This window comes from Helicobacter sp. MIT 05-5294 (genome assembly GCF_000765675.1).
Lineage (GTDB): Bacteria > Campylobacterota > Campylobacteria > Campylobacterales > Helicobacteraceae > Helicobacter_D.
Window position 1 is genome coordinate 19,669 of the sequence record NZ_JRPA02000007.1, and the last position, 12,997, is coordinate 32,665.

General features: G+C 37.7%; 12 protein-coding genes. 3 read left to right on the forward strand and 9 right to left on the reverse strand.

Features of this window, described 5'->3' with window-relative positions:
* Positions 1–6 precede the first annotated feature (6 nt).
* From LS69_RS04805 to LS69_RS04825, 5 genes are all read right to left on the reverse strand, one after another.
* Entirely contained in the window at positions 7–591 is a 585-nt protein-coding gene (locus LS69_RS04805) for a hemerythrin family protein (RefSeq protein WP_138122697.1), read from the reverse strand.
* A 103-nt stretch (positions 592–694) separates the two neighbouring features.
* A complete protein-coding gene (locus LS69_RS04810) occupies positions 695–1,159 on the reverse strand; it encodes a glycosyltransferase family 9 protein (protein WP_138122699.1) in 465 nt (154 codons plus the stop codon).
* 87 nt (positions 1,160–1,246) lie between these two features.
* Positions 1,247–1,483: a hypothetical protein gene (locus tag LS69_RS04815; RefSeq protein ID WP_138122701.1), complete on the reverse strand. Its 237-nt coding sequence runs from the start codon at positions 1,481–1,483 to the stop codon at positions 1,247–1,249.
* A gap of 369 nt (positions 1,484–1,852) precedes the next feature.
* Positions 1,853–3,178, reverse strand: a complete 1,326-nt coding sequence (nhaA, locus tag LS69_RS04820; RefSeq protein WP_138122703.1) for a sodium/proton antiporter NhaA — start codon at positions 3,176–3,178, stop codon at positions 1,853–1,855.
* Positions 3,179–3,186: 8 nt separating this feature from the next.
* Positions 3,187–6,039, reverse strand: a complete 2,853-nt coding sequence (locus LS69_RS04825) for a RecB-like helicase (RefSeq protein WP_138122705.1) — start codon at positions 6,037–6,039, stop codon at positions 3,187–3,189.
* Between the two features lie 182 nt (positions 6,040–6,221).
* Here LS69_RS04825 and LS69_RS04830 point away from each other — a divergent pair, with 182 nt between their 5' ends.
* Entirely contained in the window at positions 6,222–7,106 is an 885-nt protein-coding gene (locus LS69_RS04830) for a DnaJ C-terminal domain-containing protein (protein WP_138122707.1), read from the forward strand.
* Between the two features lie 8 nt (positions 7,107–7,114).
* The gene (locus tag LS69_RS04835; RefSeq protein WP_138122709.1) at positions 7,115–7,483 is read left to right on the forward strand and encodes a helix-turn-helix transcriptional regulator; all 369 of its coding nucleotides are present in this window, start codon (positions 7,115–7,117) and stop codon (positions 7,481–7,483) included.
* A gap of 8 nt (positions 7,484–7,491) precedes the next feature.
* Here the strand turns inward: LS69_RS04835 and LS69_RS04840 are convergent, their stop codons facing one another.
* Positions 7,492–8,118 carry a thiamine phosphate synthase gene (locus LS69_RS04840; RefSeq protein ID WP_194145414.1) on the reverse strand — a complete coding sequence of 209 codons (627 nt, stop codon included), beginning with the start codon at positions 8,116–8,118 and terminating at the stop codon, positions 7,492–7,494.
* A 64-nt stretch (positions 8,119–8,182) separates the two neighbouring features.
* Between LS69_RS04840 and LS69_RS04845 the strand changes: the two genes are divergently transcribed.
* Positions 8,183–10,621, forward strand: a complete 2,439-nt coding sequence (locus LS69_RS04845) for a carbamoyltransferase HypF (protein ID WP_138122711.1) — start codon at positions 8,183–8,185, stop codon at positions 10,619–10,621.
* A gap of 163 nt (positions 10,622–10,784) precedes the next feature.
* Here LS69_RS04845 and pdxA read toward each other — a convergent pair whose 3' ends face one another.
* Genes pdxA through hisIE form a run of 3 tightly spaced genes read right to left on the reverse strand, consistent with a single transcriptional unit; the run spans position 10,785 to position 12,997 of the window.
* Positions 10,785–11,723 (reverse strand): 4-hydroxythreonine-4-phosphate dehydrogenase, encoded by a 939-nt coding sequence (gene pdxA, locus LS69_RS04850; protein ID WP_138122713.1) that lies wholly within the window; start codon positions 11,721–11,723, stop codon positions 10,785–10,787.
* Positions 11,724–11,738: 15 nt separating this feature from the next.
* Positions 11,739–12,272 carry a DUF2393 family protein gene (locus LS69_RS04855; protein WP_138122715.1) on the reverse strand — a complete coding sequence of 178 codons (534 nt, stop codon included), beginning with the start codon at positions 12,270–12,272 and terminating at the stop codon, positions 11,739–11,741.
* A gap of 14 nt (positions 12,273–12,286) precedes the next feature.
* Positions 12,287–12,997: a bifunctional phosphoribosyl-AMP cyclohydrolase/phosphoribosyl-ATP diphosphatase HisIE gene (gene hisIE, locus LS69_RS04860; RefSeq protein WP_138122717.1), complete on the reverse strand. Its 711-nt coding sequence runs from the start codon at positions 12,995–12,997 to the stop codon at positions 12,287–12,289.

The window sequence follows — 12,997 nt, forward strand, 5'->3', positions numbered from 1 at the left end:
ATTCCTTTATGGCTTTGGTTGGATTGCTTGTTTGCAAGCTTTGCAGTTAAAAACCCCACCTGCACGAATCTTCTTATCAACATCAACAGGCACATAATGAATCTTGTTAGGACACCCGCAAATGTATTCAATCTTGTTGTCTGCTGTTTTGCTTGGCTGTTCTTCAATCTCGGGTTCTGCTTGTTTTTGTGGGAGAGGACAAGTGTTGCGACGGAATTTTTCAATCTGCATATCCTCTTGAATAATATGCACTAAAAGCCAATTTTTGGCGATTTTTGCGATTTCATCTTTCAAATCATTAAGATTCTGCACTCTCGTAACAGCTCCCACCATATCTTTAATAATTCCTTGATGAATCGCCCTATGAGCCTCTAAACGCGGGAAAGAAATGGATTGCATATATTCTTCCTCGTCCTTAAAATGCTCTTTTGTGTATTCAAGCAACTCACGCAAAACCCCAATCACTTCTTCCTTGCTTGATTTTTTCTCCGTCATCATATAGGCACGACCCGCAATTTCAAATAACTTTTTGTGTTGCGCATCAATTCTATCATTATGCACACTGATGTCTTTAGTCCAAGTTGGCAACATAACAACCCCTTTCTAACCACAATCACTTAAATTTCCCAATTCTACTATAAAACTACTTAATTCTTTTTGTTTTTATATAATTTCGCGCTTAAGTTTGTAGAATCTATCTTGACAAAAGGATTTTTGAAATTTTTTCTTTTGATTTTTGAAGAAAAAGATTTTGATAATTTTTACGATCTTCTTGCCAATTTGGAGGCAGAACTACATAATCATACCAACCTCCATAAGCTCCACATGCCCATTTTCTACTTTCGCTTTGTCTGACGATTTCCAAAGTTGGGATTCTAAGATTATCGGCAATATGGACATTTGCAGTATTCACGCTAAGCAATAAGTCTAAAATTTGAATGAGTGCCACTAGATTTAGCAAATCCTCATTGTTTTTAAAAACCTTAATATTGTTCTGCGTAAAATCCACAAAACTAGCCTTAGATTCGGGATAATCCATCAAAATAAAATCCACTTCTAGATAAACATCTGCTAAGATTTGGGTAATTTCTATCCATTCTTGCAAAGTAAAATTACCATTAAAGCGCAAGGAGCTTCTCCCAAAAAGGTGAAATTCCAACTATTTTTCTCCTTTTGGGTGGAATCTTTATCCCCAAAGACCGCATCACAAAACTTCTATTTTCTTCTCCAACCCCAATCCTAGCCTCTAAAAAATCGTATCTATCCTGCTGTCATAATACTTTTTATCCAAGGAGCACACGAGATTCAAACTGCTCTCTATAATGATATATTTTTGCCGCCAATAGGGGTTAATCACTTTTGTGATATTATTATTCTTGCCAACTTTATACCAAAGATATTGGAATCCCATTTTAAGAAAAAGGGGGTTAGAAAAAGTCGTAATAAACCTTTTAGCTTGGATTTTTAACGCTTCAACTAGCATATCTAAATCATTATGCTTAATGACAAAAAAACACAATATCAAAGTTTATTGCAAGATAAGTAAAAATCCTAGAAACACTGCAAGAACGCGATAAAAGATAAGTTTCATATTGTGGATATAATTTTTTAAGAACAAAAAGCATCGGAAGCATCATAACTTCATCGCCTATTGCATTAGGTGTGCCAAATACAGCTATTTCTAGCTTAGAATCCCCCCCCCCCCGCTAACCTAGATAAAAATTTCATTGGCGTTTCCTTTGTTTTTCAAACCATGCTTTCCAAAGTTTATAAAAAATCAAAATCGTTTTTTGAGGATTCTTTAACAAGATGAGATTCTCATCAAGATGAGCCAAAGCTCACCTTAAATAAGTCAGTGGTGTGAGACTTTGTCTCTGACAAGGAAGAAAATGCTTCCTAAGATTCCTGCGGTGAGTGAGGCAATCAAGATAGAAATTTTCGCAACATCTGTTGCTACAAGCGCGTGTTCTCCGCTAAATGCAAGGTTTGTTACAAACATAGACATTGTAAAGCCGATTCCGCCTAATGCTCCAGCACCAAAAATCTCAACCCACGAAACGCCATTAGGACGCGCTGCGATTCCAAGCTTTTCTGCGATAAATGTGAAAGCAAAGATTCCAATAGGCTTACCCACAACAAGACCAAGAAGAATCCCTAAAAATACATGGTCAATATTGAAATCAATATTAGAACCAATCGTAACACCTGCGTTTGCAAAAGCAAAAATCGGCATAATAAGGTAATTACTATAAGGCGCGAGTGCGTGTTCTAGTCTTAGAAGCGGATTTTGCACTGCATTTTTTTCTTTACCAAGATGGTGCAACGCCTCTACTTGCTCATTTTGCAACAAGATTCCGTCTTTCTTACTCTCTGCTTCTTGAAAATGGCTTACGATAGTTTTTAGTTTTTCCATAAAAGAAAGCGTATCAATCTTTGGCGCAACAGGAATCGTAAAGGCAAGCATTACCGCTGCAATAGTCGCATGCACACCGCAATTATGCACGGCAATCCATAAGAATACACCCAAAACCATATAAGGCTTTAAGGATTTTACACCCATTTTATTAAGCACGATTAGCACCGCGACGATTCCAGCCGAAATTGCCAACCATTCAAATGAGATTCCGCTTGAATAAAACAATGCAATCACAATAATCGCACCCAAATCGTCCGCAACTGCCAAAGAAACCAAGAATACCTTAACAGAAATTGAAACGCGCTTACCTAAAGTCGCAAGCACACCCAAAGCAAAGGCAATATCTGTCGCCATTGGGATTCCAAATCCATGCTCTGAAAGCGTGCCGGCATTAAGTGCGTAATAAATAATTCCCGGTCCTATCATACCACCAAGTGCCGCGATAATTGGCAAAGCAGCGCGTTTAAAACCCGCCAACTCCCCAAAAAGCACTTCGCGCTTAATCTCTAAACCAACAACCAAAAAGAAAAATGCCATTAAAACATCGTTAATCCAATGCTCTAAACTCATTCCGATAAACACGCCATCGACGCTAAATCCGAACTTTGTTTTCCAAAGTTGCGCATAAGCTTCACCCAAAGGTGAGTTTGCCACAATCATCGCTAAAACCGCGCAACAAAGCAACAACACACCCGCAAACGATTCGCTTTGTGTGATTTTACTTAAAGTTGCTAAAAAACCTTGTTTTTTTTCTGCTTCCATACTTTCCCCTAAACTTCAACTAATCTTCCCTTGCCTTGTGTGTAAAAAATATACCCATAAGCTTTTTTATTCAATATCGCATTAACGGATTCCATATATTCGCGCACTTGTATTCTATGAGATTCTTTTGGTGCGCCACTCTTGTAATCCACGATAAATGCTTCTTTCTCTCCTACGATGAGAAGATCTAAACGCTTTTGCCTACCACTAGACAAGAAAGGAATTTCACATTTTACACTTCCTTTAGCCAAAATTTCAATTAATTTTTGATTTTTTAATACAAAATTACATTGCGTAATGATTTTTTGCAAATCTACTCGCTCCAAATAAAATCCCATTTGGTTATCTAAAAGCTCCAAAATCAACTCATCGCACAGCTTGTTTTGAATCTTTTGTTCCATCACAAAATGCAGTGCGATTCCATAATAAATTGCTTTTAAATTCCCCTGTTCTCTCTCTTCATTATCTTTATTGGATTCTAACGCATCTTCTCCCACATACATTTCTTGTTGTCTTCCTAGATTTTCCAAGCTCAATGGAGCGGACGCAGTCGCATAAAAAGCCTCTTTGGATTCTATGTGTTGTATTTTTTGTCGGTTTTGGATTTGGATTCTTATTGCTTCTTTCAAATCCCCCAATTCTTGCGTATCTAGCCCCAAAGTTTCAAAGGCACTTTTTTCGTTCAGACAAAAAAGATTCATCGTGTTTTTCGCGCGTGTGAGTGCGACATAAAGTTGGTTTTTCAAATCCTTTATATGCAGAGATTCTTCTTTGATTAAGGCTTTTTGATACTCCTCATCTAAGGCACTTCTAAGGCTACTAATCTCTTTGTTGGAATATTGGAATATTCTTTGAATCCCAACTCCATCATCTTTTAATTCAAAAAGAATTCTCTGATGCCGATTATTAGTCGTCTTCCCTCTATCTACCACAAGCACATTTTCAAACTCCAATCCTTTAGACTTATGAATCGTCATAATCACAATCCCGGAAAAATCGCTAGAAATAACATCTAAAGCAAAGGATTCCACCTGCTCTAGCAACTCCTCTATCGTAGAAAATTGTAAAGAAGATTCCAAAAATTTCTTCGCACTTAAACTTGCAATGCGATAGAATTTCATAATCTTTAGCAAAACTTTTGCAGGTTCTTTAATCCGCACAATAGAATCCAAAAAACTCTCCAAATCTTTACGACTAGATTCCGTAATCTCCAGCCCTAAAAGCATAAAAAATTCTTGCTCGTATTGAATGTTTTTTGTTTGGATAAACTTCAGAATCTCAATGAGTGCGCGCACTTCGTTATGATTAATGAGTTTCGCACTTGTATCAATCACTACTTTTACGCCCTTTTCTTGCAAAAACTGCGCCAACTCTACGACAGATTGATTATCAAACACTAAAATTGCAATCTCTTCTTCTATTGCACCCAACACCTTAAGGGATTCTAATGTCTTAAAAACTTCCAAATAAAGATTCTCTTCTTCGCACATTTGCACACCGACATAGCCCTCTTCCTCTGCCTTTGGAATCTGCGGGATAAAATCCTCAATATTATCTTTAAAAACCTTATTCACAAACTCTACGACAAACTTAGCACTCCGATAATTTTCTTCCAAATTCTGGGATTCCATTCCAAGACTTGCGACTTTAAACAGCTCTGGATTCCCTCCACGAAAACGATAAATAGACTGCTTAATATCTCCGACATAAAAAAAGCTTCGTTCAAAATTCTTCTGCCCGATTCCGCCTTTAATCTCCTCAATCAGCGGCTTTAGAATCTCATATTGCAAAACACTTGTATCTTGAAATTCATCAATTAAAATATGGCTTAGTGTGCTATCTAGTCTAAAATACAAAAAATCTTTGTTAATGAGATTTTTTGCTAATAAATCATAGACTTTAGAAGCCACCGCATTGAAGCTCAAACAATTTTTTTGCCGATAGTATTGTTCTTTTGCATTCAAAAAACACTGAAAAATCCGATAAACTTGCGCTAAATATTCTGCTTCTTCTTCAAGCAAGACTTGATGGACTGCCTTTTTTAACAGCACAAAATCTTCTGTTTTAAAAGGAATTGTTTTAAAGCCTCTATAATCGTTGATATTTTCCTTTGTCAGCCAAGTTTTGCCTTTGTCCAACAAGCCTTTAAAATCCTTGAAATCCAAACTACTCGGAATCTCTCCCTTTGTATTATAATAAGTCTCTTTCAGGGCATTTGCGTATTGCATTGCCATTTCTTTAGTGTTTTTTTGCAATTCCACTCGTTGGGCGTTTTTTTCCAAAATTTCATAAACAAACAAAGAAGAATCCAACATTTCTTTAAAAAAATCCAAAAACACACATAAATCCAAAATGCTTTTTAAGCTTTGCTTCTTATGGTAACAAATCTCTAAGATTCGCTCAAAATCCGATTCTTTTAAATGGGACAAAAAAATCTCTGTAATTGTATCCAAGTCCTCTTCTTGTAGCTCAAAATCATATTCCACGCCCACATACCAACAAAAATTCTTCAAGATTTTTTGGAAAAACGCATCAATTGTGGTAATTTTCAAATCTTCGCGCAAAAACTCATGATAAACTTGATGGATTTTATCTTGCCATTTTTGCCAATCTTGTTCATCTTTGATAGTAATAAACTCAAAATTATTAATATAATCTCTGTTATTTTTATTATCATAAAGTTCTTTAATCTTTTTTAGGATTCTTTCTTCCATTTCTTTGGCGGCTTTTTTGGTAAAAGTAATCGTCAAAATACTTGATGGTTTTGCACCTAAAAGCAATAAATTCAAATAACGCATAGTGAGTTGATAAGTTTTGCCACTTCCCGCACTTGCGCTCAAACATAAAAGCGGATATTGCATAGATTCCTCCAAAAATTGTAATTATAACAAAAGCAACCCAAAAAATAGAATCCCAAAAAAAACCCAAGATTCTTTCTTTGCATTCTTTTTTGTCAAGATTTTCTCTTCAAAGTTGATTGACATAAACTAAAGTTTTATTATATAATAAACTAAAAGTTTTGAATTATTTTAAGGAATCAGAAATGTCAAAAAGTCTTTATGAAACACTTGAAGTCTCTCAAGACGCAAGTAGCGAAGAAATTAAAAAATCTTATCGTCGTTTAGCAAGAAAATATCACCCCGACATCAACAAAGACGCGGGTGCGGAAGAGAAATTTAAAGAAATTAATGCCGCTTATGAGATTCTAAGCGACGCCAATAAGCGCAAACAATACGACCAATTTGGGGATTCTATGTTTGGCGGACAAAATTTCCATGATTTTGCAAGAGGGCAAGGCAATGTCAATTTAGATGATATTTTAAGCCAAATTTTTAGTGGCGGATTTGGTGGATTTGGCGGGGCAAATTTCGGTAGCTCGGGATTCAATGGCTTTAGCAGCAATGGATTTAACTTCTCTAACACACGCAACCAACCCAACCTAGACATCAATGCGCAAGTTACGATTCCGTTTGTAACCGCTGTTTTGGGCGGCAAACATAGCGTCCAAGTGCAAGGTAATCATTATGATATTAAAATCCCAGCAGGAATTAAAAATGGCGAGACGATTCGCCTTAAGGGCAAAGGACAAAGTTTAGGAGCACAAAGCGGTGATTTACTCCTTAAAGTCAGTGTAGCACCCCACCCACAATACAAGCAAGAGGGCGATGATTTGACTAAAAAATTTGATTTACCGCTTAAAATTGCGTTATTTGGTGGCAAAATTGAAATTGAAACTTTGCAAAAAACTATTACTTTAAAAATACCCAAAAACACCAAAAATGCCCAACGATTCCGCGTAAAAGAGCTTGGCGCATTCAATCGCAAAACAAAAACTTATGGCGATTTATATTTGGAAGCAAATATCATTTTGCCTGATTGCGATTCTATGCCAAACGAACTTAAAAACGCACTTGAAAAATACTTATAGGAGTTTTTATGTATAGTTATGATGAACCTGTTTATCTGATTAGTGTGGTTGCTAAAATTCTAGCTATTCACCCCCAAACACTGCGCCAATACGAACGCGAAGGCTTAGTAGAGCCGGGAAGAACCGATGGCAAAATGCGCCTTTATTCCCAACGCGATATTGATAAAATCAAAATGATTCTGCGCTTGACACGAGATTTAGGCGTCAATCTTGCAGGAGTTGATATTATTTTGCGTCTCAAAGACAAGCTAGATGAGCAAGATAAAGAGATTGAAGAATTGCACCTTAGCTTAGAAAAGCTTAAGGCAAATCAACCAAGCAAATCAGTTGTCAAAAAACAAAGCTCCTATGAAGTGATAATCTTTAAAGAAAGCTAACGCTTTCTTTAACCGCGCCAATTTGCCTTAAGATTCTTGATGTTTTGCTCAATATTTCCTTGCCAAATACTGCTAATACACGCCACCATTTGTGCGGATTTTAATTGCGCAATATTCTCTGCATTGATTCCGCCAATCGCACAAGTAGGAATCGGATTTGGCATTGCGCTAAAATTCTCAAATAATCTCAAATCAATCCTTTTTGCCTTAGGCTTTGTGGGAGAGCTAAAACAAGCTCCAAAAGCCACATAATCCGCTCCAGCTTTCTTTGCATTTAATGCCAACTCTAAGCTCCCATAGCAAGAAACGCCCAAGATTCCACGATATTTAGCGCGAATCTGACGCAACTCCTCCAAAGTATAAGGGGTATCATCGGGCTTTTTGCCAATATGCAAAGCCTCCACATTAAAACGAATCGCCAATTCTACCTTATCATTCAACACAAAAAGAACGCAATTCTCCTTGCAAATTTGCCCCAATGTCTGACAAAGCCTTGCGATTTCCTCCTCACCACTTTCTTTATCACGCAGCTGAAAAATCTCAATCCCTCCAAGAATCGCTTTTTGCAGAGATTGTTCTATTGTGTTTTTTGGCGTCAAACGCGTATCGCTAATTGCATAAATTCCTTTTAACATTATCCAAATCCTAATCAAAAATATTTTAAAATTCTATATTTTAAAAAATAAAAAGAGTTTGAAAATGAATGGAATCGGACAATCTAAATCCACGATAAAGCCTCTAACTTATGAGTTTCGTCTGCAAGGAGTAGTGCAAGGAGTGGGATTCCGTCCTTTTGTCTATCAAACTGCTATAAAGCACCATATTCAAGGCTTTGTGCGCAACGATACGCAGGGAGTTTTTATCCTCGCTCAAGGCAAAAAAGAGGATTTAGAGAACTTCACCAAAGCCCTACAAAATCCCCCAAGTGCTGCAAAAATCACACATTTTGCCCATTCTAGGATCCCAACCCAAACCATCTACCCAAATTTTACAATCCAACAAAGTGAGCGAAATTCTCCTTTAAGTGCTACGATTCCAGCCGATATTGCCCTATGTCAAGATTGTTTGCAAGAATTGTTGGATTCCAATAATCGCCGCTTTGGTTATGCCTTTATTAGCTGCACAAACTGCGGAGGACGCTATAGTCTCATATCCTCTTTGCCCTATGATAGAAAAAACACTGCGATGAATCGTTTCTTAATGTGCAAAGAATGCCAAGATGAATACGATGACCCAAATTCGCGCAGATTCCATTCAGAAATTAACTGCTGTCAAGTTTGCGGACCAAAATTATTTTACGCGGATAATTTAAAGGATTTTATGAATCTCAAAGAATTTTTTTCATTGCCAGATTCTAGGCTTTGCGAGATTTTAGAATCCCAAAATCCACATCTAACTCTAAACCCCTTAGAAAAGGCTATTGAAGCCTTAAAAAATGGCAAAATCCTAGCCCTCAAAGGAATCGGGGGATATACACTTATTTGCAACGCGCTCAATCCTCAAGCAATTTGTGAGCTTAGAAAACGGAAGTACCGCCCAAGAAAACCCTTTGCGATTCTATGCAAAGACTTCACAATGGCAGAAAAATATGCGATTTTAAACGCACAACAAAAGGAGATTCTAAACGCGCCAAGTGCACCAATCCTCCTCGCACAGGCGAAACTTCCCAATAACCTCACAGAATCTCCCAATACTTCTTATTACCAAGATTCCACTTTGCCTTTTTCTTTGATTGCGCCAAATTTAGATACTTTGGGCATTATCTTGCCCTACACTGCTTTGCATTATTTGCTAGTCAATGCACTAGATTTCCCGCTCATTTTTACAAGCGCAAACATCAGTGGAGAACCAATTATTAAAGACTTTGGTACTATCTTGAAGAATTTAGGGGAAGTTTGCGATGGTGTGCTGTTTTTTAATCGGGATATTTTCAATGCCATTGATGATAGTTTAGTGCGGCATTTTGGAATTCCAAACCGCACGGAAAAAATGCAGATTTTAAGACGCGCAAGAGGGTTTTTATGTGATATTTCTTTGCCAAAAACCGCTAATTCTTCCAAAAGCTTTATCGGCTTAGGAGCGCAACAAAAGGCGACTTTTTGTCTGCATTTTAGAGACAAAATACTCTTAAGTCCGCATTTAGGGGATTTGGATAATCTAGCAAGTTTGGAGAATTTCACTCACACCCAACAGCTTTTTTGCACACAATACCAAACCAAGCTAGATTCTTGCGCACTAGATTTGCACCCCAACTACACACAAAGGAATCTAGTGGAAGCAAATATGCAAACCTATTTTGTCCAACATCATTTTGCGCATTTACTTTCCAATATCGCCGAAAACTCCATTGATTGCGAGGTTTTAGGCGTCATTTTTGATGGCACAGGCTATGGCATAGACAAGACAATATGGGGTGGCGAGTTTTTACAATGGAATCCCAAAAAACCCTTAGAATTTTCTCGTCTTGCCCATTTTGACCACTTCGCTCTTTTGGGCGGAGAAAAGGCAATCAAAGACATTAGAAGACTTGGGATAGAAGTCCTATTTTGCGCATTTAAAGAAGATTCTATAAAACTAGATTTGCCCTTATTGGAATCCCTTAAAGAAGAATTTAATCCCACGATTTTAGAGACTTTTTATAAGCTTCACCAATCTAGCGCAAAAGTCCTTTGTGATTCGGTGGGAAGATTGTTTGACGCAGTGAGTGCGCTTTGTGGCGTTTGTTTCAAAACCGATTATGAAGGAGAGGGTGGAATGATTTTAGAATCCCTTGCAGTAAAGAATGGAATCCCACAAGCCTATCCCTTTGAAATACAAAACAACATTATCCTTTGGCAACCCATTATCAAGGCAATCCATCAAGATTTATGCCATGCGATTCCATTGCCACAAATTGCACTAAATTTCCATTATACTCTTGCACAAATTATTGCACAAATCGCCAAAGATTCTCCTTGTATCGCCCTAAGTGGCGGGTGTTTCCAAAATGCACTTTTAACGCGCCTCACCTTAGAAGCATTATCGGATAAACAAGTCTATTTGTCTTCTAAAATCCCTTGCAATGATGGCGGAATCAGCTTTGGACAAGCATATTATTTGCAGCTCAAACACTCTCTCCAAGAATCCATAAATCCATAAGGACTCCAATCCTTAAAATGTATGGATTAATCAAGAATCTTAATCTTTCCATCTTGCAACAAATTTCATCAAAGTGTGTAGAATCTTTAAAATACACCAACAAATCCACCCTCTTTAATGTGGAAATTTTAAAACTGAATCTTATCAAGATTAATTTAAAGCTTTACTTTTTGATAGTTTTGCCCTCTTGTATTTTCACACGAAAAACCGCCTCACGCACTGCATTGAGATAGCTTGTAGAATCTGCTTTGTGTTGATAAGCAATATCAAAAGCCGTGCCATGATCTACTGAAGTGCGAATAATAGGCAGATTCAAAGTCAAATTAATGCTTTCTTTAAAATACAAAGTCTTCAAAGGAATCAATCCTTGATCGTGATACATTGCAACATAATAACGCAAATGCTTACCAACAAATGCTGTATCTGGCACAAGAGGTCCGACAAAGAGCCTTTGTTTAAGCGCGTTATTGGCTTCCTTGATTGCTTGTGTAATTGCCTCTTCTTCATCTCCTAAGACGCCAAAATCCCCCGCGTGAGGATTCAGTCCAAGTACACCACAGGGAGCTTTAGTGATATGTGGCGCAAGACTAAGCAAGAAGTTTTTAAGGGATTGCGCATCAATGGATTGCGCGACGCATTTTAGCGGTATATGGTCTGTAAAAAGCGCGACATAGAGCTTTGGAGAACCCAATACCATAATGGCTGGATTCTGCTGTGGTTTTAGCAATGCGCGCATCGCCTCTGTATGCCCCGCATAAGGAATCCCAGCTAATTGCCAAGCTTTTTTATGGATTGGCAAAGTAACGAGTGCTTTAGTTTTGCCTTGAAGCGTCCAATCTAGCGCAGTTAAAAAGCTTTCATATGAATACGCGCCACTTTCCGCGCAAATCTTTGCAGGTTTAATAGGCGGAATCTTGGCATTTGGAGCAATGCACTTTAGCGATTTTGGGTATTTTATCTTCAGTTTTCGTGCGGCTTCTTTTAAGAGAGCTTCCTCTGCACAATAAAGCGGTGTGCAAAGCTTAGAAACTCGCTTATGATTAGCGAGTAGAATCTCCAAACCCACCCCATTACAATCCCCAATGCTAATTACGATTTTCATAGCACATCTTTTGCTTTAATAACAAGCCCCTTTAGTCTCCATAATAAAATCCATATTTTCTTTTGGAGAGGGGATAATCAGCTTAAACTCCATAGATTCTAACTTTTTAAGCGGAATCTTGTAATTTTCTATATGAAGATATTGCGGCTTGATTTGATATTTAATGCGTTTGTGTTTTTTCAGTCCTGCAGGGATAAAATTCACACTCAACACACAACCTCTAAAATCCAACAAACCCACATTTGTGAATTGCCCTTCCACGAAATACGCGCCATCATAATGCAATCGTTCATTATGAAACAAAGTCAAATCTATTTGCTTAAGATAGGATTCCATAATCATCTGATACAAAAAAGGCGCACTAAAAAGCAAGATTCCACTAATAAGGAAAGTCAAAGTCGCAACAATCGCATTAAAACGCAATGCAACACTCAACAAAAAAAACAACAAAATCATTAAAAAAATGCAACTAAGCACCAAATAATCGGGCAAAGAAAAATAATTTGCAACATCTAAAAAAGTCATCAAATGATTTTTCATTTCATTCATTAAATAAAATCCCTTTATTTTAATAAATCCTCATTGCGATTCCGCGAGTTTTTCTCTTCAATCCCGCTCAAACCGAAGCGGCGCGCTAATTCTTGTCGCACCAAATCAGGAGAAATATCGCGGAAACTAAGCCCCACTAAAGCATGGTAAAGCAAATCTGCGGCTTCATAAATGATTTCTTTGGAATCTTTGTCTTTAATAGCAAACCCAAGTTCCGCCGCTTCTTCAACGATTTTTTTCGCGATTGTATTCTCGCCCTTACTATAAAGCGACGCCGTATAAGAAGTCTTACAATCCGCACCCTTACGCTCTTGTAAAATATGATAGAGAGAATCCACAGCTCCATAAACTGCACTCATATCTTTCTGTGGCAAAGACAAATCTACCACAATTCCTTGTATGGTAATTGCGTTAAAAAAGCAACTCATCACGCCACTATGACAAGCCACGCCCTTTTGCTCCACTTTCAAAAGCAAACTATCTTTGTCGCAGTCTAGCAAAACTTCGTGGATTTTTTGCGTATGTCCGCTTTGCTCACCCTTTTTCCAAATGCGTCCTTTGGAGCGCGAAAAATAATGCGCAAATCCACTTTGCAAACTCAACTCCAACGCCTCTTTGTTCATAAAAGCAAGCATAAGCACCGCTTGCGTTTGATAATCTTGCACCACAACAGGAATTAAGCCATTAAGCTTTTCCCACGCAATAGACTTTAGAATCTCTTGCAC

What these genes read in the sequence shown, in the direction of transcription:
- LS69_RS04805 (WP_138122697.1), bottom strand. Translation starts at nt 591, where the DNA reads ATGTTGCCAACTTGGACTAAAGACATCAGTGTGCATAATGATAGAATT.
- LS69_RS04815 (WP_138122701.1), bottom strand. Translation starts at nt 1,483, where the DNA reads ATGCTAGTTGAAGCGTTAAAAATCCAAGCTAAAAGGTTTATTACGACT.
- nhaA (WP_138122703.1), bottom strand. Translation starts at nt 3,178, where the DNA reads ATGGAAGCAGAAAAAAAACAAGGTTTTTTAGCAACTTTAAGTAAAATC.
- LS69_RS04825 (WP_138122705.1), bottom strand. Translation starts at nt 6,039, where the DNA reads ATGCAATATCCGCTTTTATGTTTGAGCGCAAGTGCGGGAAGTGGCAAA.
- LS69_RS04830 (WP_138122707.1), top strand. Translation starts at nt 6,222, where the DNA reads ATGTCAAAAAGTCTTTATGAAACACTTGAAGTCTCTCAAGACGCAAGT.
- LS69_RS04835 (WP_138122709.1), top strand. Translation starts at nt 7,115, where the DNA reads ATGTATAGTTATGATGAACCTGTTTATCTGATTAGTGTGGTTGCTAAA.
- LS69_RS04840 (WP_194145414.1), bottom strand. Translation starts at nt 8,118, where the DNA reads ATGTTAAAAGGAATTTATGCAATTAGCGATACGCGTTTGACGCCAAAA.
- LS69_RS04845 (WP_138122711.1), top strand. Translation starts at nt 8,183, where the DNA reads ATGAATGGAATCGGACAATCTAAATCCACGATAAAGCCTCTAACTTAT.
- pdxA (WP_138122713.1), bottom strand. Translation starts at nt 11,723, where the DNA reads ATGAAAATCGTAATTAGCATTGGGGATTGTAATGGGGTGGGTTTGGAG.
- LS69_RS04855 (WP_138122715.1), bottom strand. Translation starts at nt 12,272, where the DNA reads ATGAATGAAATGAAAAATCATTTGATGACTTTTTTAGATGTTGCAAAT.